The 23,296-nt window shown below is 71.5% G+C and carries 16 protein-coding genes and 1 pseudogene; 11 read left to right on the top strand and 6 right to left on the bottom strand.

The window, feature by feature from the left end; all coding sequences use genetic code 11:
- Positions 1-163 precede the first annotated feature (163 nt).
- Entirely contained in the window at positions 164-2,014 is a 1,851-nt protein-coding gene (locus IE317_RS45310; RefSeq protein WP_191311063.1) for an autotransporter-associated beta strand repeat-containing protein, read from the top strand.
- Positions 2,011-3,339, top strand: coding sequence for a jacalin-like lectin (locus IE317_RS16910; RefSeq protein WP_191311064.1), 1,329 nt, complete (start codon positions 2,011-2,013; stop codon positions 3,337-3,339). Before IE317_RS45310 ends, IE317_RS16910 begins: the two co-directional genes overlap by 4 nt.
- On the opposite strand, the gene IE317_RS16915 is transcribed toward IE317_RS16910, so the two are convergent.
- Positions 3,324-4,028 (bottom strand): serine/threonine protein kinase, encoded by a 705-nt coding sequence (locus IE317_RS16915; protein ID WP_191311066.1) that lies wholly within the window; start codon positions 4,026-4,028, stop codon positions 3,324-3,326. The two genes, IE317_RS16910 and IE317_RS16915, sit on opposite strands and share 16 nt — an antisense overlap.
- Positions 4,029-4,209: 181 nt before the next feature.
- The gene (locus tag IE317_RS16920) at positions 4,210-8,259 is read right to left on the bottom strand and encodes a family 43 glycosylhydrolase (RefSeq protein ID WP_191311068.1); all 4,050 of its coding nucleotides are present in this window, start codon (positions 8,257-8,259) and stop codon (positions 4,210-4,212) included.
- Positions 8,260-8,528: 269 nt separating this feature from the next.
- Here IE317_RS16920 and IE317_RS16925 point away from each other — a divergent pair, with 269 nt between their 5' ends.
- The 3 genes from IE317_RS16925 (at position 8,529) to IE317_RS16935 (ending at position 13,202) form a co-directional block, all read left to right on the top strand.
- Entirely contained in the window at positions 8,529-9,914 is a 1,386-nt protein-coding gene (locus IE317_RS16925) for a glycoside hydrolase family 43 protein (RefSeq protein ID WP_229902743.1), read from the top strand.
- A gap of 21 nt (positions 9,915-9,935) precedes the next feature.
- Complete coding sequence (locus tag IE317_RS16930) at positions 9,936-11,372, top strand: RICIN domain-containing protein (protein ID WP_191311070.1); 1,437 nt, start codon at positions 9,936-9,938, stop codon at positions 11,370-11,372.
- Between the two features lie 78 nt (positions 11,373-11,450).
- Positions 11,451-13,202: a cellulase family glycosylhydrolase gene (locus IE317_RS16935; RefSeq protein WP_191311071.1), complete on the top strand. Its 1,752-nt coding sequence runs from the start codon at positions 11,451-11,453 to the stop codon at positions 13,200-13,202.
- Here the strand turns inward: IE317_RS16935 and IE317_RS16940 are convergent.
- A complete protein-coding gene (locus IE317_RS16940; protein ID WP_191311086.1) occupies positions 13,199-13,867 on the bottom strand; it encodes a TetR/AcrR family transcriptional regulator in 669 nt (222 codons plus the stop codon). The two genes, IE317_RS16935 and IE317_RS16940, sit on opposite strands and share 4 nt — an antisense overlap.
- Before the next feature lie 83 nt (positions 13,868-13,950).
- Here IE317_RS16940 and IE317_RS16945 point away from each other — a divergent pair, with 83 nt between their 5' ends.
- Entirely contained in the window at positions 13,951-15,054 is a 1,104-nt protein-coding gene (locus IE317_RS16945; protein ID WP_191311088.1) for an FAD-dependent oxidoreductase, read from the top strand.
- Here the strand turns inward: IE317_RS16945 and IE317_RS16950 are convergent, their stop codons facing one another.
- Entirely contained in the window at positions 15,055-15,762 is a 708-nt protein-coding gene (locus IE317_RS16950; protein ID WP_191311090.1) for a TetR/AcrR family transcriptional regulator, read from the bottom strand. It abuts the gene before it with no gap.
- A gap of 68 nt (positions 15,763-15,830) precedes the next feature.
- Between IE317_RS16950 and IE317_RS16955 the strand changes: the two genes are divergently transcribed.
- The 5 genes and pseudogenes from IE317_RS16955 (at position 15,831) to IE317_RS16975 (ending at position 21,164) form a co-directional block, all read left to right on the top strand.
- A complete protein-coding gene (locus tag IE317_RS16955; protein WP_191311092.1) occupies positions 15,831-16,943 on the top strand; it encodes an FAD-dependent oxidoreductase in 1,113 nt (370 codons plus the stop codon).
- 192 nt (positions 16,944-17,135) lie between these two features.
- Positions 17,136-18,074: pseudogene (locus IE317_RS16960) on the top strand (serine hydrolase domain-containing protein); the annotation flags it as partial.
- Positions 18,075-18,187: 113 nt separating this feature from the next.
- Positions 18,188-18,748, top strand: a complete 561-nt coding sequence (locus tag IE317_RS16965; RefSeq protein ID WP_191311097.1) for a DoxX family protein — start codon at positions 18,188-18,190, stop codon at positions 18,746-18,748.
- A 452-nt stretch (positions 18,749-19,200) separates the two neighbouring features.
- The gene (gene miaB / locus IE317_RS16970) at positions 19,201-20,694 is read left to right on the top strand and encodes a tRNA (N6-isopentenyl adenosine(37)-C2)-methylthiotransferase MiaB (protein ID WP_191311098.1); all 1,494 of its coding nucleotides are present in this window, start codon (positions 19,201-19,203) and stop codon (positions 20,692-20,694) included.
- Positions 20,691-21,164, top strand: coding sequence for an Rv2732c family membrane protein (locus tag IE317_RS16975; protein ID WP_191311101.1), 474 nt, complete (start codon positions 20,691-20,693; stop codon positions 21,162-21,164). The genes miaB and IE317_RS16975 overlap by 4 nt, the downstream gene beginning before the upstream one ends.
- Positions 21,165-21,183: 19 nt before the next feature.
- On the opposite strand, the gene IE317_RS16980 is transcribed toward IE317_RS16975, so the two are convergent.
- Together IE317_RS16980 and IE317_RS16985 are read right to left on the bottom strand one after the other, a co-directional pair.
- On the bottom strand, positions 21,184-21,621 hold the full coding sequence (locus IE317_RS16980; RefSeq protein ID WP_191311103.1) for a hypothetical protein: 438 nt from the start codon (positions 21,619-21,621) through the stop codon (positions 21,184-21,186).
- 157 nt (positions 21,622-21,778) lie between these two features.
- A complete protein-coding gene (locus tag IE317_RS16985; protein WP_191311105.1) occupies positions 21,779-23,092 on the bottom strand; it encodes a DUF349 domain-containing protein in 1,314 nt (437 codons plus the stop codon).
- Positions 23,093-23,296: the final 204 nt, after the last annotated feature.

Raw genomic sequence — 23,296 nt, forward strand, 5'->3', positions numbered from 1 at the left:
AGTCCGGATCGAGTGAATTCGTCGAATTCGCAATACCCCCGCAAAAGATCAGGTTACTGACCGGCGAATTACTCCGGACGCTCCTTGACCCGGATCGGCCCGGCGCTGATCATTCCCGCAGCGATTCCCCGTGCGCTTTCCCGCGCCTTCCCAGGAGAACCCCTTGAGCCTCGCGCCCTTGGACCGGCGGACCTTCCTGCGCTGGTCCGCGCTCGTCCCCACCGTCGCCGCCGCGCCCGCCGTGCTGGGCGTGCCCGCCTGGGCGGAGGAGGCGACGGCGTTCGTCGACTCCTACCGCACCAACGTCCCGGCCAACCACACCCCGGAGACCAACGCGGCGGTCCGGATCCTGAGCGGGATGCAGCGGGTCTGGCGCACCGGGTCCACTTGGGACAGTGGTGTGGTCCTCGACGCGGCGGTGCTGCGCGCGAACGTCCGGCACTGCGTCGCCGTCACGCACGCCCGGACCGACGCCGAAGCCAAGCGCGCCTTCGTCCACGACCGCCAGCACCAGTCCTACGCCGCCATCGGCGGTCTCGGTCCCCTGGCCGACCTCTACCGCACCGGCGCCAAGGCCGTCACGAGCATCACCGCCGCGCCCGACGGCACGCCGCCGTCGAAGGTCGACGACGCCGTCCCGGCGAACGCCCCGGCGGGTTCGGCGCTCGGCGCCGGATCGCACGACTCGGAGCTCGGCCTCGTGGCCACGCTCGTGGACACCGTCCGCGGCAACTGGGCCTCGGGCAACCCGAGCAAGGCCGCCTACCAGTACCCGCGGCCGTGGCGGCTGACCGCGGACAGCGGGGTCGAGGACACCGGCCGGGTCGACGCGCTCGGCTTCCCGGTCTACCGCTCCGACGTCGTCGTCGCGCCGCAGCTGCTGCGGCAGCGCAGCACGACCCCGGCCGAGGACGGGGGCTTCCCCAGCGGCCACACCAACGCCTTCCACCTGGCCTGCCTCGCGCTGGCCTACGCGGTCCCCGAGCGGTTCCAGGAGCTGGTGGCGCGGGCCTACGACCTGTCCGACACGCGGATCGTCGCCGGGATGCACTCGCCGGTGGACGTGATCGGCGGCCGCACCCTGGCCACCGCGCTCGCCGCCGCGACGCTCGCCGACCCGGAGAACGCGACGCTAAAGGCGGCGGCGCGCGAGCAGGCGCTGAAGTACTTCACCGCGAAGACCGGCACGACTCCCGACACGCTCTTCGCCCGCGCCCACACCGGCGCCGACGAATACGGCGACCGCCGGGCCAACGCCGCGATGGTCGCCCGCGGGGCGACCTACGGCCTGCCGGCCCGCGGCGCGCGTACGCCGATGCGCGTCCCCAAGGGCGCCGAAGTGCTCCTGGAGACGCGCCTGCCGTACCTGGACGCGGCGCAGCGGCGGGAAGTCCTGCGCACGACGGCGTTCCCGGCCGGGAACCCGCTGCTCGACGGCCCCGAGCTCTGGGGGCGGCTGAACCTCTTCGCCGCAGCCGACGGCTTCGGCGCGTTCGACACGAGGGTCCGCGTCACGATGGACGCCTCCCGCGGCGGGTTCAGGGCCAACGACAGCTGGCGCAACAACATCGGCGGCGACGGCGGGCTCGTCAAGGCGGGCACCGGGACACTCACGCTGGCCGGGGCCAACAGCTACCGCGGCGGCACCCGCGTCGAGGCGGGCACGCTGGTCGCGGCGAACCCGGGTGCGCTGGGCACCGGAACCGCCGAACTCGCCGGTGGCTCGCTGCGCGCGTCCGGCCTCCGGGTGGGCGGTTACCACCAGACCGGCGGCACGCTGTCGGTGACCGCCGGACCGGCGCTGGTCGTGCACGGCGACGCCACGCTGGAGCGCGGCAGCGTCCTGGAGCTCCGGATCGACGGCTCCTGCCCGTGGCACGAGGTCGACGTGCTGCGCGCGCGGCGGCTGCGCGGCCGGTTCGCCGCCATCCGAGCCGACCGCCCGGGTTTCCGGGTGGTTCCCCGGTACACCCCCACCGGTTTGTCCGTCCGAATCCTGCGGGAGTTCTCGTGAGAAAACGCATCGTCGCGTTGGCCGCCGCCGTCACGGTGTCCACTGTGGTCAGTCCGACGGCCGCGCACGCGGCCACCGACGGCGGCAGCTTTTCCGTGCTGGCCTACAACGTCGCCGGCCTGCCGGAGAGCATCTCGAGCGCGCCGACGCCGCGTGACCCCGCCACGACGGCGATCGGGCAGCGGCTCGGCCCGTACGACGTCGTGCACGTCGAGGAGGACTTCAACTACCACGCGAAGCTCTACGCGGCCGACCAGCACCCGTACCGCACGCCCACCAGCGGCGGCGCGGGCATCGGCAGCGGGCTGAACACGCTGTCCTCGCTGCCCTACGACGTCGACGACTTCGAGCGGGTCCGCTGGACGTCCTGCCAGCTCGACTCGGGCGACTGCCTGACCCCGAAGGGCTTCACCTTCATGCGGGTGCGGCTGGCCGAGGGCGTGTACGTCGACTTCTACAACGCGCACACCAACGCCGGCACGAACGACGGCGACGAGGCGTCGCGCGCGTCGAACCTGGCCCAGCTGACCGCGTTCATCAAGACGCACTCGGCGGGCAACGCGATCGTCGTCATGGGCGACACCAACACGCGCTACACCCGAGCGGCCGACACGATCGCGCAGTTCGGGGCGGACAACGGGCTGACCGACGCGTGGGTCAAGCTCGTGCGCGGCGGGGTCGCGCCTGCTCCGGGCAGCCCCGACCTCGTGTGCAACCAGCAGGCGCCCACCAACGACTGCGAGGTCGTCGACAAGGTGCTCTACCGCGGCAGCAAGCTCGTGAACCTCGACGCGACCTTCTACAACAACGAGCACGCGAAGTTCCTCGACGACCAGGGCCGGATGCTGTCCGACCACGACCCGGTCACCGTGCGGTTCACCTGGACCCGCAACCCGGCGCTGCAGCTGTCGGACCAGTTCGGCGGCCCGCACGGCGACTACTTCACCGACGTCCCCGCGGTGCCCGCGAACGCCCGGGTGCGGACGTGGTCGCTGCGCAGCGGCAACCGCGTCGACCAGGTCGGGGTGACCCTGGAGAACGGCACCGCGCTGACCCACGGCGGCACGGGCGGCACGGCGCAGTCGCTCACGCTCGGTACCGGCGAGTACGTCACCACGGCGACCCTGTGCCAGGGCAAGTACAGCGGCACGACCCGGATCTTCTCCGCCCGGTTCACCACCAACCTCGGCCGCGTGCTGGCCGGCGGCTCGACGACCGGTGACTGCGTGACCCGCACGGCCCCGGACGGCTGGCAGCTCGCCGGCTTCCACGGGCGCACCGGCGCCGAGGTCGACAAGGTGGGATTCGTCTACACGCAGCGGTAATCGCCGGCGAGTCCGCGAGGCGCCCCGCGGTCCGGTGTTCCCGGACGGCGGGGCGTCACGCTGTTCAGCAGCGCTTCGGCGACGGCCATGGTGGGCCGCGCGGTGGGGTCGGGGTGGAGCAGGTGCACCACGGCCTCGGTGAGCGGGTGGCGGCTTCGGCCGAGGTCGCCGCCCAATGCCGCGTAGAGGGTGGCGCCCAGGGAGTACACCTCGGCCGGGAAGTCGGGGAAGCCGCCGTCGAGCACTTCGGGGGCGAGGAAGGCACCCAGGGCCTGCCCGCCGCCCACGATCCGGGCGTGGCCTTCGGCGGAGACGACGACGTGGTCCGGGTCGACGGCGGCGTGCAGGACGCCTTCGTCGTGCGCGGCGGCCAGCCCGGCGGCCAGCTGGGCCCCGAACCGGGCGACGAGCCCGGGGGCGAGCGTGCCGTGCTCGCCGAGGAGCTCGGTCAGCGTCCGCGCCCCCGGGTACTCGAGCACCAGGTAGGTGGTGCGGTCGTCGTCGACGACGTCACAGATGGCCGCTCGCGGCGCGGGGATGGTGGGCGCCGCGAGCGGCTCGTCGAACAGCGGCTTGACGGCGACGATCCGGTCGAGCCGTTCGTCCTGCGCGTGCCAGACCACCGTGCCCTGCCCGGCCGGACCGAGCAGGCGGTACCGGTCGCCGATCAGTGTCCCTTCGCGCGCCACGTCGCGCTCCCTCCGTCGTCCACCGTCCTGCTGGGAGATACGGCCGGAAAGCGAATCCGGTTCGCTTGATCGCCACGTTTTCCCCCACCCGGGTGGCGCCGCGCCCAGCCCCCAACGCAGTGAATGACTCATTCCTGGCATCGGAGGCCAGGAATGAGTCATTCACTGCATGCGGGGAAGCTCACCTGAGCGGGCGGACGCTCCCCAGGGTGGGCACGACCTTGGCGATCGTCCCGTCGGCACCGAACCGCAGCCGGTCGATCGTCACTTCCCGGTGCGTCCCGTCGCCACCGGGGATCGCGAACCGGTGGTAGGCGATGTACCACTCGTCCTTGCCCGGCACCTGCACGATGCTGTGGTGGCCGGTGCCCAGGATGCCGAGCGACGGGTCCTTCTCCAGGATCACGCCCCTGTTCACCAGCCCGTCGCCCAGCGGGCTGGTCGCCGTGGCGTAGCCGACGCGGTAATTCTCGCTGCCCGTGTCGTCGATGGACCACGTCAGGTGGTACGTGCCGGCGCGCTTGGTCATGAACAGCCCCTCGCGGAAGCCGTCGAGGCCGGTCAGGCGGGTGATCTTCGCCGGGTCGTACGACGTCAGGTCGGGGTTCAGCGGCACGACGTAGGCGTTGCCGTTGCCCCAGTACAGGTAGGTCTGCCCGTCGTCGTCGGTGAACACCGCCGGGTCGATCGCCTGGCCACCCGCCGGGTTCGCCGCGATCAGCGGCTTGCCCAGCGCGTCGGTGAACGGACCGGCCGGGGACGAAGACACCGCGACGCCGATCTTGGCGTCCGCGCAGAAGTAGAAGTAGTACTTCCCGTTCTTCTGCGTGATCGTCGGCGCCCACGCCCGGCTGTCCGCCCAGGACACGTCCGGGCCGAGGTCGAGGATCTTGGGGTGCCGCGTCCAGGTGACGAGGTCCGTGCTCGACCACGCGTCGAACGTCGTCCCCGACCAGCCGGGGTACCCGTCCGTCGTGGCGTAGATGTAGTACGTGTCGCCGAAGCGGACGATGTTCGGGTCCGCGTTGAAGCCGGGCAGCACCGGGCTGTTCATCACCACCGCGCTGACCGTCCAGGTCCGCCTCTGCCAGCCGGAGCCGACGACGGAATAGCCGACCGGCCCGGTGAAGTCCTGCCGGGAACCGTTGTGGGGGAACACCTGCGTGCCGTCGGCCACCTGCAGCACCGGCGCCAGCCGCCGCACGTCCGTGCCCGGCTTCACCGGCAGGACGATCGTGCCCTTCGCGCTGTCGATGATCGCCGGCACCTTGAGCGAGTCGAGGGTCACCGAGCCGACGGCCGTCTCGTTCCCCGGCGCGCCGAGCACCTCCTTGGCCGTCAGGCCGCGGTTCCACACGGTGAACCGCCGCATCTTGCCCTGGAAGTACTTGTCGGCGCCGTAGGCCGACCGGCCGAGGTAGTTCGACGTCGTGATGCCCGCGCCGAGGTCGCCCGGTTTCGCCGTGACACCGTCCACTCGGGACACTTCGACGCCGTTGTCGTAGAGCCGCGCGGTGCCGTTGTCCAGGGTGTACGTCAGCGTGTGCCAGGCGCCGCGGGTCAGTGCCCGTTTGCTGTCGGCGTTCTGCTCGGTCGACCAGTTGCCGGCGGCGATCGCGGCGCGGTAGGTGTCCCCGGTCGCGAAGAGGTAGCCGTCACCGGCGTTGTCCGTGCTGTTGCCGAGGTTCCAGAGGAAGTACGGCGTCTGCTGAGCGGGGTCGACCCAGACCTGCGCGGACACCGTGATCCCGCTCAGGCCGCTCATCAGGTTGTTCGGCAGCGCGACGTAACCGTCCTTGCCCGCGAAGGAAAGGCCGTCCGCCGAACGCGTGACGCCACCGTGCATCGAGGCGTCCCGCCCGTTCCCGGAGACGTCGGTGACCGTGTCGCCCGAGCCCGCCGCCGTGAGGTCGTAGTCGGCGACGACGCCCTTCGCGTCGGCGGTCACCGGCGGCGGCCCCTGGCGCAGCCGGGCGAGTTCGGCCTTCGTCACCGGCAGGACCGTGCCGTGGCGCGGGCTCTTCGGGAGCTGGTACTCGGCCGGGATCGACCAGTTCGGCTTGGCGAGGGAGTCGGTGACGAACGGGACGTACCCGCGGCGCGGCGTCTCGTCCATGAAGGCGTAGACCTTGGTGCTGTCGTTCGCCTTGAACACCGTCGGGCCCTCGACCCAGTCGGTGCCGAGCTTGGTGCGGATGCAGTCGGAGACGAGCTCCCAGTTGCGCGGCTTCGTCGCCGGGAGGTCCACCGCGCGCAGGTTCTTCGACCGCTCGAGCACGATGTCGCGCTCGCAGGAGCCGATCACCTTGCCGTCGGTGGTCAGGCGGTAGTAGTAGTCGCCGTCCTTGATGGCGGTGGAGTCGATGACGCCTTCGCCGGGGTCGTTCCAGACCTTGGGCTTGCTGAAGGTCCGGAAGTCGCGGGTGGTCGCGTACATCATCCGCGGGTACGTCGCACCGGTGTGGTCGACGTCCGTGGGGGCGTACGGGCTGGTGGCCCAGTAGACGACGTACGCGCCGATCGTCGGGTCGTAGGTCGCCTCGGGCGCCCACGTCATGCCGGCCGTGTCGTCGGAGACGCGGACGTGCCGCTGGTTCGACCAGGTCACCAGGTCGGTCGACTCCCAGATCTCCAGGTACTGGCTGCCGTGGCGCTGCGCCTGGTCCCAGCCGCGGCCGTCGTTGATCTGCAGGTCGGTGGCGACGATGTAGAACCGGTCGCCCTCCGGGCTGCGGACGATGAACGGGTCGCGCACGCCGGTCTCGCCGTAGTTCGAGCGCAGGACGGGCTTGCCGCCGTTGAGCTCGTCCCAGTGCAGCGGGTCGTTGCCGCGGCTGGCCGCGAAGTGGATCTGCTCGGTGTCCTGCGTCGCCTCACCGGTGAAGTAGGCGAACATGTACCCCTCGAGCGCTTCCTTCTTCGGCAGCGGCAGGACGGTGAGGGTGAACGCGCGTTCCGCCGTCGCCGAACCCTTCGTCGCGCGGACCGTGAGACGCGCCTTGGCCGGGCGCGCTCCGGCCGCGGACCGGGTCACCTCCCCGGTGGCGGTGACCACCCGCGGGTCCTGGCTGCGCCAGGTCAGCGTGACGTCGCGGGCGCCCTTGACCGGGAGGGTGATGTTGCCGCGGATCGCGTCCTGGTCGGGGATGACGATGTCCTTGAGCGCGTTGTCGACCTTCTGCCGGTCGGTGATGTCCTGCAGCACGGTGACGGTGAAGGTGCGGCTCGCGCTCTGGCCGGCGTAGGAGACGGCCGCCGTCAGAGTCACCTTCGCGTTGCCGGCGCCGGGCGCGGGCCGCGTCACCACACCGGCCGGGGACACGACGGCCGGGTTGCTCGACGTCCAGGTGATCGCCGAGCCGCCGGCGCCCGTTCTGGGCAGGGAGAGGTTGTCCGTGACAGCGGAGGTGTCGCCGAGGTCGAGGGCGGCCGCGTCGGCCGTCGCGCGCCCGGCGGCGGTGCGCTCGCCGAGGGCGCGGGCTTCGTCGGCGGTCACCGCGCGGTCGTAGACGCGGAAGTCGCGGACGCTGCCCTTGAGGTACTTGTCGCCGTCGTAGACCGACCGGCCCAGGTAGTCGGCGGTCGTGGTGCCCCCGCCGATCGAGCCGGGCGTGATCGTGATGCCGGTCTTGCGGGCGGCCTCGATGCCGTCTTCGTACAGGACCGCGGTTCCGCCGCCGAGGGTGTAGGTGATCGTGCGCCAGCTGCCGCGGGCGAGGGTGCGGCCCGCGCTCGCGGTCTGTTCGGTGGACCAGTTGCCGGAGGCGATCGAGCCGCGGAAGGAATCGCCCGTGGTGAACAGGTAGCCGTTCCCGGCGCCGCCGGCCGTGTTGCCCATGCCCCACAGGAAATACGGCGTGCCCTGGTCGGTGGCGACGTTGACCTGTACCGAAACCGTGATGTCCGTGAGATCCCGCATCAGGTTGTCGGGCAGGCGGACGTGCCCGTTCGTGCCGCCGAGGCGCAGGCCCTCGTCGCCTTGCCAGGTCGTGTCGCCGCTGATGGTGGCGTTCCGGCCGTGCCCCGACGCGTCGGGCACGGTCGTGCCCGAGCCGCCGGTCAGGTCGTAGCGGACGACCAGGCCGTCGTCCAGGGTCGCCGCGTGGCCGGAAGCCGCGAGGGCGGTGGTGGATGCCGCGGCCACGGCCAGGGTGGCGAGGATCGCGGTCAGCGGGCGGGACCGCCGGAAGAACTTCGGCGACGACGTCGTCGCCGAAAGTCGAACGGGCATACCGGTTCTCCAGGAGGTGGGCGCCGACGGCGCGGGAAAGGGTGATGCGGCTGGTTCCGGGACCTGGGAACGGGTCGCCGAGCGCGGAGTGAGCGCTAACATAGCTGCCGATCCCCGCGGGGTCAATCGGCTGTTTTGCCTGGTGGTGTCCCGCGTCCCGACGATCGGCCCCTTGACACCGTGTGGCGCGGGTCACCTACACTACGACGGATTGTTAACGCTAACAATCCGGTTTGTTGCCCGGTACTCGACGGCGAGATGGGTGGACGATGATCAGTCGACGCGGACTGATGGCGGGCGCGGCGGGAGCCGCGGTCGCCGGCGTGCTCAGTGGCGTGCTCGGTGGCAGAGCCTCCGCCCAGGCGGCTTCCGGTTCCTACGTCATGGCGTACTTCACCGAGTCGCCGTCCATGACGGGCGCGGACTACGGGCTGCACCTGGCGGTCAGCGCCGACGGCCTGGACTGGATGCCGCTCAACCAGAACAACCCGGTGGTGACGCCGACGGCGGGCACCGGCGGGCTGCGCGACCCCTTCGTGCTGCGCAAGAAGGACGGCCGGTTCGTCGTGCTGGCCACCGATCTCAAGGGCACCGACTGGTCGCTGCAGAACCAGTACGTGCACGTCTGGGACTCCGCCGACCTGCGCGGGTTCACCGGCTACCGCCGGATCAAGCTGCACTCGATGGCCACGCACAGCTGGGCACCCGAGGCGTTCTGGGATCCCTCGCGCAACCAGTACGCGATCATCTATTCGGCGGCGTCCGGCGGCCACGACGTCATCATGGTCAACTACACCACCGATTTCGTGACGGTCAGCGCGCCGCAGGTGTTCTTCGACCCCGGCCACGCCACGATCGACGGGACGATGGCCACGATCGGCGGCGTCAACTACCTGTACGTCAAGAACAACACGAACAGCACCCTGGTCGGCCAGCGCTCCGGCTCGTCGGCCCCCGGCAGCTTCACCACCTACAAGACCGGAATCTCGCCCGGGCGGGGGGTGGAGGCGCCGCAGATCGTGCCGGCGCCGTCGGGGAACCGCTGGTACCTGTGGGGAGACACGTGGAGCCCCAACGGCCGGTTCTTCTGCTGGGAGACCACCGATGTGGCGGCCGGGAACTGGACGCTGCTGAACGACCGCGCCTACACCCAGCCGCTGAACTCCAAGCACCCCGGGATCACGCCGATCACGGCCGCCGAGCGCTCCGCCCTCGTCGCGCAGTGGGGTGCCCCGGCGTGGCGGCGGCTCAAGTCCTACAACTTCCCCGACCGCTACGTCCGGCACGCGGACTCCGTGGGGCGCATCGACGCCTACCCGTTCGACCCGTACCAAGACCAGCTGTGGAAGCTCGTGCCGGGACTGGCCGACGCGTCCGGTGTGTCGTTCGAATCTTTCAACTACCCGGGCCGGTACCTGCGGCACTACAACTACGAACTGCGCCTGGCGGCCGACGACGGCTCGGCGACGTTCCAGGCGGACGCCACCTTCCACCAGGTGGCGGGGCTCGCCGACGCGAGCTGGTCGTCGTTCCGCTCGCACAACTACCCGGATCGGTACCTCCGGCACTACGCGTACGTGCTGCGGATCGACCCGCTCGGCAGCACATCCTCCACTGTGGACAAGCAGGACGCGACTTTCCGCGTCGGCTACTGACCCGCTCGCGAAGGAGCCGTCATGCTACGACGACGTGGCACGGTGTTGTCCCTGCTCCTGCTCGTCACCCTGCTGCTCGGCGCGCCCGGTGCGCACGCCGCGCCGGTGACGGTGACCAACGGGAGCCAGTTCACCGACACCTCCGGCGCCCTGGTGCACGCCCACGGCGGCGGGCTGCTCAAGGTGGGCGCGTACTACTACTGGTTCGGCGAAAATCGCAACGCCGACGACACCTTCCGTGCCGTCTCGGCGTACCGCTCGACCGACCTGAAGACGTGGGAATTCCGCGGCGACGTGCTGACGCAGTCGTCGGCGGCCGAGCTGGGCCGGGCGAAGATCGAGCGGCCCAAGGTGATCTACAACAGCTCGACCGGGCAGTACGTGATGTGGATGCACAAGGAGAACGGCGACGACTACGCCGAAGCCCGCGCGGCCGTGGCCACCTCTTCGACGGTCGACGGCAGCTACGCCTACCGCGGCAGCTTCCGCCCCCTGGGAGCGCACATGTCGCGGGACATCACGCTGTTCAAGGACGACGACGGAACCGCGTACATGGCGTCGGCGGCCCGCGAAAACGCGGACCTGAACGTCTACCGGCTCACCGCCGACTACACCGGGGTTTCGGCGCTGGTGAAGACGCTCTGGCCGGGCTCGTACCGCGAGGCACCGGCGCTGTTCAAGCGCAACGGCGTCTACTTCCTGCTCACCTCCGGCGCCACGGGCTGGCAGCCGAACCAGCAGAAGTACGCCACGGCCACGAGCGTCACCGGGACGTGGACCGGGTTGACGAACGTCGGTGACTCCACCGGTTTCGGCAGCCAGACCGCGTACGTGCTGCCCGTGCAGGGTTCGCAGGCAACGTCGTACCTCTACCTGGGTGACCGCTGGGCGGGTGCCTGGAACCGTCCGGTCAACGAGTCGCGGTACGTGTGGCTGCCGCTCTCGTTCCCGAGCGCCACGACGATGTCGATGAGCTGGTACCCGAAGGTCAGCGTCGACGCGGCGACCGGCGTGGTCGCGGGCGTCGGCTCCGGCAGCGCGTACGAGACGATGGTGGCGCGCCACAGCGGCAAGTGCGCGGACATCCCGGGTTCGTCCCGCAACGACGGCGTGGCGCTGACGCAGTACACGTGCAACAACGGCGGGAACCAGCAGTGGAGCGTGCTCGACCTCGGCGACGGCTACGTCACCCTGATCGCCCGCCACAGCGGCAAGTGCCTCGGCATCGCGGGCGCCTCGACGGCGGACGGCGCGGCGGCGGAGCAGAGCACGTGCACTTCGGGCGCGAACCAGCAGTGGCAGGCGCAAGCCGTTGGCGGCGGGTACGTCCGGTGGGTGGCGCGCCACAGCGGAAAGTGCCTGGACGTCGTTTCGGCGTCGACGGCCGACGGCGCCGCGGTGAAGCAGTATCCGTGCACCGGCGTGACGAACCAGCAATGGCAGCGGAAGGCGGCCTGAACGCTCCGTTCGGCCCTTGACGACCGGGTGGCGGCTCGCTAGCTTTTGCGAAACTCCTTCATGTTTGGAGCCGCCATCATGCGCATGCTCGTGGCTTTGCTCACCGCCGTGGCCATGACCTCCGGCGTCGTCGCCTCCGCCGTCGCCGAAGACGTTCCCCAGCACCGCTTGACCGTCCGCGGGTCGGCCTTTGTCGACGAGTACGGCCGCGAAGTGGTCTTGCGCGGCTTCAACGTCTCCGGGGAGACGAAGCTCGCTGAAAACGGTTTCCTGCCGTTCGCCAACGCGGTTGACGCGCGCCGCTCGGCCCAGTCGATGCGGGCGCTCACCGGCGCGAACGCCGTGCGCTTCCCGATCGCGTGGGCGGGAACGCAGCCGGTGCGCGGGCCGGTGAACACGCAGTACCTGGCGGCGCTGACCGACCAGATGAAGGCGTTCCTGGAGGAGGGTTTCACCATCCTCCCGGACTTCCACCAGGACCTGTTCTCCCGCTACCTGTTCAACCGCGGCAGCTGGTACACCGGCGACGGCGCGCCCCAGTGGGTCGTCGACCTCGGCGGCTACCCCGCGGAAAGCTGCGGCATCTGCGCGCACTGGGGCCAGAACATCACCCAGAACGGCGCGGTCCAGGACGCCACGAAGGACTTCTGGCACAACGCCCGCGGCGTCCAGGACGAGTTCGTCGGCATGGCCATCCAGACGATGTCCTACCTGCGCACGAACCTGAGCGCCGCCCAGTTCGCGGGTATCGCGGGCATGGACCCGTACAACGAGCCCTTCGCCGGCCGGTACGACTCCGGTCAGGACAGCAAGGCGTGGGAACAGAACGTGCTGTGGCCGTTCTTCCAGCGGTTCCGCGCCGCGATGGATTCCGCCGGCTGGCAGGACAAGCCCGCGTTCGTCGAGCCGAACATGTTCTGGAACGCCAACATCTCCTTCCAGCTCCACCCCGGCGGCTTCCAGGACACCGGCGTCATGGGCCCGCGGTACGTGTTCAACACGCACTTCTACGACCAGCTCGCCCAGTCCGGTGTCTTCATGCCGGGCAAGGCGGGCGACGGCCAGTACAGCGCGAGCTTCGGCACGGTCCGGGACCGCGCGACCGCGCTGGGCACGACGGCGATCGTCACCGAGTTCGGCCACCCGATGACCGGCTACACCTCCGACAAGACCCCGACCGTGGACAAGGCGATGTACCAGGCGCTGGATTCCCGCGTCTCGGGCGCGAACTGGTGGCGCACGCCGGCGCAGTCGGGCCCGGTGCTGTCGGCGACGCAGTGGCAGTGGGACATCTACAACGGCCGCCACCACGAGCTGATGAACGACAACCCGGACAAGATCAAAACCGACGGCGACGCCTGGAACGGCGAGGACTTCTCCTCGGCCCGCACGGCGGACGACGGAACGGTCCAGCTCCGCCAGGACGCGCGGCTGCTCGACCGCCTGTACCCGGCCGCGGTTGCGGGCCACACGCTGGCGTTCACCTACGAGGACCGCTCACGGGACGGCAGCCAGACGCTGACGTGGAACCGGATCCCGTCGACGATGCCGGCCACCGCGGCGCTGACCGGCACGGGCCGGTACGGCGTCCTCGTGTGGCAGGGGACCGACGCCGGGGCGCCGACCGAACTGCACGTTCCGGCGGGGATGACCCCGACGGTGGTCACCGACCTGGCCTCGGCCACCCGCGTAGGCGACCGCCTGCGCCTGCCGGCCACCCCGGGCCTGCACTACGCGCTGATCGCGGAACCGGCGGCGGCCCCGACCGCGGCCCAGCTCGCGGCGGTCCGCGCGGAACTAGCGGCCTGGGCGCCCACGGCGGTCCGCTAGCCGGTCCGGTCGGGCAGGGCCGCGATCCCGGCCAGGAAGATGTCGACGCCCGCGAGGAACTGCTCGCGGTCGTCGTGCTCCCGCAGGTGGGTCGCGGCCTTGTGGACGAACGGGTACCGGGCGGGGTCGAGCGAGGCCCACTGCGCCGACACGCCGGCGAGGAACGCCGAGCGATCCCCCTGGTCGACGGCGAGCAGCCGCGCGTTGGCGGCGTTCTGCCCGGCGACGCCGAGCACGTAGTTGACGAGCGCGCCCGCGGCGTCGAACAACGCCCGCTCGGGGACGCCGAGCGCCTCGAGCAGCCCGCCGATGCGCTCGTAGATCTCCACCAGAGCGGGCCGCCACGGCTCGCGGGACAGCTGGGCGCCGACCCACGGGTGGGCGTCGATCGCGTCGAACAGGCCGAGTGAGACCGTGCGCAGCGCTTCCCGCGGCTCGGCGTCGACGACCGCGTTGCTCGTCACGCGTGTGATGACGGCGTCGGTCGCCGCCGCGAGGAGGTCGCTCTTGTTCGCGACGTGGTGGTAGATCGCGCCGTAGCCGGTCGACAGGCGGGCGGTGAGCGCGCGGAAGGTCAGCGCGGCCTCGCCGCCGTCGTCCAGGATCGCGGCCGCCGCCTGCACGATCAACTCCTTGGACAGCCCGTCCGTGCGCCGTTTCGCCATGGGCTGATCATCGCACGATTGGAACGTCGATCCAAACTCGTGCTAGCGTGGTCGTTGGAACGGCAATCCAATCGGAGGAAACCATGACTGTCACGATCATCGGAGCCGGCCTCGGCGGCCTCGTCCTGGCTCGCGTCCTGCACCGGCACGGCATCGCGGCCGAGGTCTACGAAGCCGAAGCCTCACCGGCCGCACGCCGCCAGGGCGGGATGCTCGACATCCACCCCTGGAACGGCCAGCCGGCGCTCGAAGCGGCCGGGCTGAACGAGGGGTTCCGGAAGCTCGTCCTGCCGGGCCGGGAGTCCTCGCGCGTCGTCGACCGCCACGGCACCGTGCTGCTCGACCAGCCCGACGACGGCACCGGCGAACGTCCCGAAGTGCAGCGCGGCGAGCTTCGGCAGCTGCTGCTCGACTCGCTGCCGCCCGGCACCGTCCACTGGGGACACAAGGTCGTCGGCGTGCGGTCCCTCGGCGACGGCGGCCATGAGGTGCACCTGGCCGACGGGACGAGTTTCGGCACGACCCTGCTGGTCGGTGCGGACGGTGCGTGGTCGAAGGTCCGGCCGCTGCTCTCCGCCGCCGTCCCGGAGTACGTCGGCGTGTCGGTCGTCGAGACGTTCCTCTTCGACGGCGATGCCCGGCATCCCGCCGCCGCGAAGGTCGCCGGTGCCGGTGCGCTCTACGCGCTGGCGCCGGGCAAGGGGTTCGTCGCGCACCGGGAAAGCGGCGGGACCCTGCACACGTACGCGCAGCTGTTCAAGCCTCAGGACTGGCTCGCCGGGGCCGACGCCGCGACCGTGACGGCGCGGGTCGCCGAGGAGTTCGCCGGCTGGGCCCCCGAGCTGACCGCGCTGATCACCGAAAGCGACACGCCACCGGTGCTGCGCCGACTCTGCACCCTGCCGGCCGGGAACCGCTGGGACCGCGTGCCGGGAGTGACCCTGCTCGGCGACGCGGCCCATCTCATGCCCCCGAACGGGGAAGGCGCCAACCTGGCCATGCTCGACGGCGCCGAACTCGGGCAGGCCCTCGCCGCCCACCCCGGCGACGTGGAGACCGCGCTCGCCGAGTACGAGCGGGCGATGTTCGCGCGCGCGGCCGCGGAAGCGGAGGACGAGGACATCTACGCGATCATGTTCGGCGAAGACGCCCCGCACGGGATGGTCGCCATGCTGACCGGGGCTTAGCTACCCGGCGTCGGCGCCCTCGCCGATGCCTGCTCCGATGCCTGCTCCGATGCCGTCGAGCAGGAAGTTCAGGCCGGCGCGGAAGGTCTGGTCGGCGTCGAGGTGGACGGCGTCGCGGACGACCGTCTCCAGTGCGCGGAACCGGCCGGTGGCGAACATCCGCTCGAGGTAGGGCCCGTGGGTGCGCTGCCACTGCCGCTGGTCCATGCCGCTGGCGCGCTCGGCCCGCCGTTCGGAGATTTCCCGGCGGACCGCGCCGATCACGTACGCGTCGACGGCGGCGGCCACCGGCATGACCACGTCCACGTCGACGCCGTCCAGTGCCGCCAACACCGCCTCGCCCCTGGCCAGCGCGTTCGGGCCGAGCTGGGGGCGTCCGCCGATGAGGTCGGCGAACCACTCGTGCCGGTGGACGGCCCGGCGGGTGGCTTCGGCCACCGAAGTCAGCACCTCCCGCCAGTCTTCGCCGGCTGGGCGGATCTCGGCGTGCACCGCGTCGACCATCAGGTCGAGCAGCTCGTCCTTGGTGTCGATGTAGCCGTACAACCGCATCGGCCCGACGTCCAGCGCGGCGGCGATCTTGCGCAGCGACACCGCTTCCAGCCCGGCTTCATCGGCCAGTTCCACCGCTGTCCGGACGATCAGGTCCCGGCTCAGCGGGGCCGGCGCCGGCCGGTTCGCCGGCTCCGGCCGCTCCCACACCAACATGGGGGTGACAATACATCGGCTGCCGCGATACAGTGTATCGAGACGGACGGCGTATCGGAGGGGGATTCATGACCATCGCCATCGTGGGAGCCGGCATGGGCGGCTTGGCCCTGGCCCGGGTCCTGCACGTGAACGGCATCGAGGCCGTGGTGTACGAGCGGGACGCCGCGCGCGGCGCCCGCCGCCAAGGCGGCATGCTCGACATCCATTCCGGGCAGCGGGCGCTGCGCGAGGCCGGGTTGCTCGAGCGGTTCCTGGCGATCGCTCGCAGGGAGGGGCAGGACATGCGCCTCCTGGAACCGGACGGCACCCTGCTGCTCCAGGAGGACACACCCGAAGACGCGCCGATGGCGCGGCCCGAGATCGACCGCACCGACCTGCGCACCCTGCTGCTCGACTCGCTGCCCGAGGGAACGGTCCGCTGGGGCCACGCGTTCGACCACGCCGAAGACGGCGTCGTGCACTTCGCGAACGGCAGCAGCGCGCGCTACGACCTGCTGGTCGGCGCGGACGGCGCGAACTCCCGGGTCCGGTCCCTGCTGACCGACGCCCGTCCGGCCCACCTCGGCCAGAACGCGGTCGAGCTCGCGATCCCCGACATCGACCGCACCCACCCCGACCTCGCGGCCATGGTCGGCCGCGGCAACTACTGGGTGTTCGGCGACGGCAAGTCCCTGGCGGCCCAGCGCAACGGCGACGGCTGCGTCCGCATCGGCGTCAGCTTCTACAACACGGGAGAAGACTGGTTCACCACAAACGGAATCCGCTTCGACGACCCACCGGCGGTCCGCGCCCGCCTGATCGAGTTGCTGGCGGGCTGGCACCCCCGGATCACCGCCCTGATCGCCGCAGCTTCCGACGACACGGTGGCACCCCGCCCCCTCGCCACACTCCCGGTCGGCCTGACCTGGCCATCGAACCCGACCGTCACCCTCGTCGGCGACGCGGCCCACCTGATGCCCCCGGTGGGAGAGGGAGCAAACATGGCCCTCCTCGACGGCGCGGTCCTGGGCGCGGCCCTGGCGGCGCACCGGGGAGATTTCGGAGCGGCGGTGGCGGAGTACGAGAAGGAGATGTTCGAGCGCACGGGCAAGGCCGCCCGCATGTCGGCGGACATGCAGGAGCTGCTGATGTCCCCAGACGCGAGCCGGAGGCTGCTGGAGTTCTTCCAGCCGAGCTGAGGGAAGGTCTCGTTTGGTCGCTGTGGCGCGGGACTGCCGGGCTGTAGGTCTGCTGGCTGCCGGGCCGTTGGGCTGCGGGGCCTGCCGGGTTGCGGGCCGCCGTGCTGCTGAGCCGCCGGGCGGCAGGCCGCTGGGCCGCCGGGCCGTCGCGCTGCGGGGCCGCCGCGCCCGCGGGCCTCGACCAAGGGCGCCGCGACGCTGGTGGTGGCCCTGCTCGTGCAGGACGGCGCGCTGGAGCTCGATCGCCCGGTCGGCCGGTCCTGGCCGGAATTCGCCGCGGCGGGCAAAGGCCGGATCACCGTGCGGAACCTGCTCACCCACCGGTCCGGCGTGATCGGGGTCGACGGCGGGTTCACCGCCGCCGAACTCGCGGACGACCAGCTGATCGCGCGGCGGCTGGCCGGGCAGCGGCCGTACTGGCGGCCGGGTTCGGCCTACGGTTACGGCGGGTTCGTGACGTTCGCGATGGTCGGCGAGGTGGTCCGCAGGGCCACGGGCCGGTCGCTGGGGAGCACTACGAACAGCGGGTGTGCGCGCCCTACGGCCTGGAGCTGTCCCTGGGGTTGCCGGAGACGCTGGAGGACCGGTACCGGGAGGTGCTGCCGGGCCTGGCCGACCCGGATCGGCTGGCGGCGTTCTGGGCCACCGTCCCGGGACCGCACAGCCTCACCGGGATCGGCTACGGCCTCGATTCGACCCCGCCGCTGGATCAGGTGGCCTTCCTCAACACCCGGCGGGTGCGCGCTGGGCCAGGCCTCCGCCGGCGGGGTGGGCAACGCGCGGGCGCTGGCCGAGATGTACGCGGCCCTGGCGTTCGGCCTGTCCGGCCGGCCCCCGTTGCTCGAACCCGCCACCCTGGGCGAGTTCGCCATGCTCCACTCCACCGGTGTCGACCTGGTCACCGGGGCGGCAGGCCAGTACGCCCTGGGATTCCAGGCCAAAGGGGCCCGCTACCCGTTCCTGAGCGCGAACGCCTTCGGGCACAACGGTTCCGCGGGCTCGGAAGCGTTCGCCGACCCCGTCAGCGGGATCGCCTTCGGGTACACCCGCCGTCGCTTCTCCTTCGACTGGTCCTACCCCGAACACGACCGGCTGGCCGCCGCGGTCCACCACGCCGTCACGGCTTCCTGAGGCGCCCTCCCGGCCGGGAGCCCACACCGGCCCGCCGCCAGCACTGTTACCTCCACGACCCGTCGGCCGTCAGAGCGGTGACAGCACCGATGTCCGGAAAGGACACCCACACCATGACCACCGACCAGCCACCGGACGGATCGTGGCGGCCGCCCTCTTCCCCGGCCCCCGCGGCGAGCGAACTCGACGAGCTGTACGCCGAGGCGGCGATCCGTTTCCAGCGGCAGGAAAGACCCCTGCCCACCCGAGTGTGGCCGAACCGGCTGCGCGCCGCGTGCTACTGGTTCCTTGCCGCCGAATTCGCCGTGGGCGCCGTGACCAAGTTCTGGCCCGGCCCCACCTTCGCCGGGCCGGCGTACTCCGTGAAGTTCGCCGATTGGGGCTACCCGGTCTGGTTCCGGTTCGTCGTCGGCGCGCTGGAAGGGATCTGCGCGGTGCTGCTCGTCGTGCCGGGCAAGCGGCCCCGGTTCCTCGCCGCGGTGATCCTGGTCCTGGTGCTCACCGGCGCCGTCACCACCCACCTCGTCAACCACGACGAGCTCTACCAGAGTGTCGCGGCACCCACCCACCTGGTGATCATGGCGGTCGTCGGCCTGGCGAACTGGCCAACGGACTGGCGGGACCTGCTGCGGAGATCGCCGCGGATCCCTGCGGCGGCAGGAGACGCGCGGTGAAGCTCACGGTCTTCGACTGCGGGCGCGCCTCCTGCTCGACCAGGCCACCGCCGCCGGGCACCCCGGGCGGGGTCTGCCCGCCGACCTGCCCGCCGCCGGCCCGGCGGCCCTCGCCGGCGTCGTCTCCGGTGCGGACGCGGTCGGCCCGGCGGGCAACGCCACGCCGGAGTCGTGTCCCCGGCGCCGCCCCTGAGCGACAGCGGGCTGGACCGGACCGCGGTCCGGCCGGTGCAGCTCACCGGCAAGCCGCTACCGCACCGCCCTCGGCCACAACCTCCCGGGCGGCCGGTACGTCCGTGCCGACGTCGCGGCCTGTCTGCTGTGCGTCCTCGACCGCCGGAAACCATCGGGCACACCGTCGGTGTCGCCGACTGACCCGTGGGCGGGTACCGCACGTCGGTGCGGACGGGCGGCGGCTTTGCCTGGTGAGGCGAGGGTTACCCTGGAAGCCGATGACCGAGAACCAGGCACCCAGGGCGTACCAGATCCGCACCTTCGGCTGCCAGATGAACGTACACGACTCCGAGCGGCTCGCCGGGCAGCTCGAGGACGCCGGCTACGTCCCGGCCACCGCCGGGGCCAAGCCCGACCTGATCGTGTTCAACACCTGCGCCGTCCGGGAGAACGCGGACAACAAGCTGTACGGCACCCTCGGGCACCTGCGCCCGGACAAGGTCGCGAACCCGGACCTGCAGATCGCCGTCGGCGGGTGTCTCGCGCAGAAGGACCGCGGGGAGATCGTCAAGCGGGCGCCGTGGGTCGACGTCGTGTTCGGCACGCACAACATCGGGTCGCTGCCGACGCTGCTCGAGCGCGCCCGGCACAACGCCGAGGCCGAGGTCGAGATCCTCGAATCGCTCGAGACCTTCCCCTCGACGCTGCCCGCGCGCCGCGAATCGTCCTACGCGAGCTGGGTGTCCGTTTCGGTCGGCTGCAACAACACCTGCACCTTCTGCATCGTCCCGGCCCTGCGCGGCAAGGAACGCGACCGGCGGCCCGGCGAGATCCTCGCCGAGGTCGAGGCGCTCGTCGCCGAAGGCGTGCTCGAAGTCACCCTGCTCGGCCAGAACGTCAACTCCTACGGCGTCGAGTTCGGCGACCGGCTGGCGTTCGGCAAGCTGCTGCGCGCGTGCGGCACCGTCGACGGCCTGGAGCGCGTCCGGTTCACCTCGCCGCACCCGGCGGCGTTCACCTCCGACGTCATCGACGCCATGGCCGCGACCCCGAACGTCTGCCACCAGCTGCACATGCCGCTGCAGTCCGGGTCGGACCGGGTGCTGCGCGAAATGAAGCGGTCCTACCGCTCGGCGCGTTTCCTGAACATCCTCGACGAGGTCCGCGCGGCCATGCCGGACGCGGCGATCACCACCGACATCATCGTCGGTTTCCCCGGCGAGACCGAAGAGGACTTCCAGGCGACGCTGGACGTCGTGGCGCAGGCCCGTTTCTCCAGCGCGTTCACGTTCCAGTACTCGAAGCGCCCGGGCACGCCGGCCGCGACGATGGACGGCCAGCTGCCCAAGGAGGTCGTGCAGGAGCGCTACGACCGCCTGGTCGAGCTGCAGAACGCGATCTCCTGGGACGAGAACAAGAAGATCGTCGGCCGCCGCGTCGAGCTGCTCGTCGCCGCGGGCGAAGGTCGCAAGGACGCCGAAACGCAGCGCATGAGCGGCCGCGCCCGCGACGGGCGCCTGGTGCACTTCACGCCGACCGGCGCCCACGTCGACCGCGCGGTCCGCCCCGGCGACGTCGTCGAGACGATCGTCACCTACGCGGCACCGCACCACCTGGTGGCCGACGGCGACCTGCTGTCCCACCGCCGCACGCGCGCCGGCGACAACGCGGAGGCCGGGCTGCGGCCGAAGACGAGCGGCGTCACGCTGGGCCTGCCGGGCTTCGGTGCCCCGGCCGCCCAGCCCGAACCGGTGAGTGGGTGTGCGCTGTGACGGAGTCCCGAGGCAACGGCGAGCTGGCCGAACTGGCGGCCGAGATCGACGAAGCGGGCGCGCGCGCGTCCCGCACGGTGGAGCTGGGCCGCCGCGGGTTCACCATCGCGGTGTTCACCTTCGTGCTCCTGATCTGCCAGATCCTCCCGTGGGTCGGCGACCACGCGGGCTGGCAGGTCCTGGCCGGCGAGGGCGGCGGCATCCCCCAGCTGTTCGCGGCGACGTCGACGGGTGTCGGCATCCTGGCCTCGGCGCTGGCCCTGGTGACCCGCCGCTGGTGGCTGTCCTGGGTCTGCGCGGCGGGCGGCTGGTTCGCCTCGGTGGACGGGCTGCTGGCCATCTGGTCCCAGCAGTCGTCCCACGCCCCGGGGTCAGCGGGTGGCGGCCCGGGGTTCGGCATGGTGATCGCCTGGATCGCGATGATCTGCCTGGCGGTCTCGTGGATGCGGACGGCGTTCTCGCGGTCCTGAGAACCGGTGGGGACCGGGGTCAGCCAACGCGCAGGGTGAGCGTTCCGGTCGAGTAAGCGGCGGCGTAGAGCGTGGTCTCGGGGTGGTAGAGCCGCAGCGAGACGGTGGCGCTCACGCTGAAACTGAGGCGCAGGGAGAAGCCTCCGTTGGGCCGGCAGGTGGTGTCGGCGATGTTCACCCAAGCCCCGGCCTGCAGCTGCTGCACGATGACGGTTTCGACGGTCTGATCGGTCCGGGCCGCGTCGAGCACCTGCAGGGTGCCCTTGAGGTCGACCTTCTCGTTGACCTTGACGTGGTCCTTGCCGAGCTTCCCTTCGACCTTCACCTTCCCCTTGCCGGCTTCCGTGACGGAGGAGAGCGAAGCGGCCCCGGCCGGGCCGGCGAGCGCGGGGGCAAGCCCGGCGAGGGCAACGGCGACAGCCAGAGCGGCGAGGATCTTGCGGGGTGTCCTGATCATGATCGACAGTGGAGCACCGGCGGTGGCTCGGAGCGCGCGGAAACCCCCGGTCGGGGCGCGCGCGACCCCGCTTCGGGTGACACGGAGACCCACCCGGCCCCTCGTGAGTGGTAAAGCGGGTCAGAACCCGCCTTACCACTCACGACCGTGGACAGGTTCAGCGGTCCGCGACCGCCGCTTCCGCGGCCTGCAGCCACTCACGCCACTGAGCCGCCTGCTCGTCCGCCTTCTTCGCCCGCCGCTCGTCTCCGGCGGCGCGTGCCTTGGCCGCCTGCGACTCGAACTGCTCCACCCGCTCGCGGAACTGCGCCGCCCGGGCCTGGGCCTCCGGGTCCGTCTTCCGCCAGCGGGAGTCCTCCGCCGACTTGACCGCGTCCTGGACCGCCTTCAGCCGGCCGTCCAGCTCGCGGATGCGCTCGCGGGGGACCTTGCCGATCTCGTCCCACTGTTCCTGGATGCGCCGCAGGGCGCTCTTCGCCGCCTCCAGGTTGGCCGCCGGGTCGATCTTCTCGGCCTCGACCAGCAGCTCCTCCTTGCGGGCCGCGTTCGCACCGAACTCCGCGTCGCGCTCGGAAAACACCGCGGACCGGCGGGCGAAGAACTTGTCCTGCGCCGCGCGGAAGCGCTGCCACAGCGCCTCGTCGCTGTCCTTCGGCGCGCGCCCGGCCGCCTTCCACTCGGTCATCAGGTCCTTGTAGCGACCCGCCGTCTCGCCCCAGTCCTCCGACTCGCTGATGGCCTCGGCCTCGGCGATGAGCTCTTCCTTGCGCTGCTTGGCCGACGCGCGCTGCTTGTCCAGCTCGGCGAAGTGCGAGCCGCGGCGGCGGTTGAACGCCTCGCGGGCCTTGGAGAACCGCTTCCACAGGTCGTCGTCGGTCTTGCGGTCGACGCCCTTGACCGTCTTCCACTCGTCCAGGATCGCGCGCAGCCGGTCGCCCGCCGCCTTCCACTGGGTGGAGTCGGCCGCGATCTTCTCGGCCTCCTCGGCGAGCGCCTGCTTGCGGGCGACCGCCGCCGCCCTGGCCTCCTCGCGCTCCGCCTTCGCGCTGGCCAGTGCCTTCTCGGCGTGCCCGATGACGTACTCCAGCCGCGCGGCGAGCGCGGCCAGGTCACCGACCACGGCCGCCTCGGCCAGGCCGTCGCGGATCTGGGTGGCGCTCGACAGCGCGTGCTTCGGGTCGCCTGCCCCGGAGATCAGCCGGGTCTCCAGCAGCTCGACCTCGGTGCGCAAGTCGTCGAAACGGCGGGCGTAGTGCACCAGACCCTCGTCGGGGCTGCCGGCCTGCCAGACGCCGACGGCGCGCTCGCCCTCGGCGGTGACGACGTAGACGGTTCCCTCGTCGTCGATCCGGCCCCAGGTCGACGGGGTGGGTTCGGCGGGCGGCACGGGCGGGGCGGCGTGCCCGGCGTGCAGCGCGTGCGGCACCGGGTGCGGGGCCGGGGTACCGGTGGAAGTGTTCTCCTGGGCCATCGCAGGCTCCTTATCGCCTGTACGCCCGCGGGTGCGGGCGCCCCGCCGCGAAGCGGGGCCGGGTAATGCGGTCGTCACGGGCCGTGCTCGGATGCTACGGCCCCACGCGGCATTCAAGCAGCTCAGCGCGCACCGTGGTACTGGATGGGCCACTCGAAGCTCGTGATCCTACTTCCGGTGGACGCTCTCGATCGGCCCGCAGGT

This window comes from Amycolatopsis bullii (assembly GCF_014654205.1).
Classification (GTDB): domain Bacteria; phylum Actinomycetota; class Actinomycetes; order Mycobacteriales; family Pseudonocardiaceae; genus Amycolatopsis; species Amycolatopsis plumensis.

Excerpts from the sequence above, each read along its gene's own strand:
- IE317_RS16920 (WP_191311068.1), bottom strand. The coding sequence starts at position 8,259 with ATGCCCGTTCGACTTTCGGCGACGACGTCGTCGCCGAAGTTCTTCCGG.
- IE317_RS16925 (WP_229902743.1), top strand. The coding sequence starts at position 8,529 with ATGATCAGTCGACGCGGACTGATGGCGGGCGCGGCGGGAGCCGCGGTC.
- IE317_RS16930 (WP_191311070.1), top strand. The coding sequence starts at position 9,936 with ATGCTACGACGACGTGGCACGGTGTTGTCCCTGCTCCTGCTCGTCACC.
- IE317_RS16935 (WP_191311071.1), top strand. The coding sequence starts at position 11,451 with ATGCGCATGCTCGTGGCTTTGCTCACCGCCGTGGCCATGACCTCCGGC.
- IE317_RS16940 (WP_191311086.1), bottom strand. The coding sequence starts at position 13,867 with ATGGCGAAACGGCGCACGGACGGGCTGTCCAAGGAGTTGATCGTGCAG.
- IE317_RS16945 (WP_191311088.1), top strand. The coding sequence starts at position 13,951 with ATGACTGTCACGATCATCGGAGCCGGCCTCGGCGGCCTCGTCCTGGCT.
- IE317_RS16950 (WP_191311090.1), bottom strand. The coding sequence starts at position 15,762 with ATGTTGGTGTGGGAGCGGCCGGAGCCGGCGAACCGGCCGGCGCCGGCC.
- IE317_RS16955 (WP_191311092.1), top strand. The coding sequence starts at position 15,831 with ATGACCATCGCCATCGTGGGAGCCGGCATGGGCGGCTTGGCCCTGGCC.
- IE317_RS16965 (WP_191311097.1), top strand. The coding sequence starts at position 18,188 with ATGACCACCGACCAGCCACCGGACGGATCGTGGCGGCCGCCCTCTTCC.
- miaB (WP_191311098.1), top strand. The coding sequence starts at position 19,201 with ATGACCGAGAACCAGGCACCCAGGGCGTACCAGATCCGCACCTTCGGC.
- IE317_RS16980 (WP_191311103.1), bottom strand. The coding sequence starts at position 21,621 with ATGATCAGGACACCCCGCAAGATCCTCGCCGCTCTGGCTGTCGCCGTT.
- IE317_RS16985 (WP_191311105.1), bottom strand. The coding sequence starts at position 23,092 with ATGGCCCAGGAGAACACTTCCACCGGTACCCCGGCCCCGCACCCGGTG.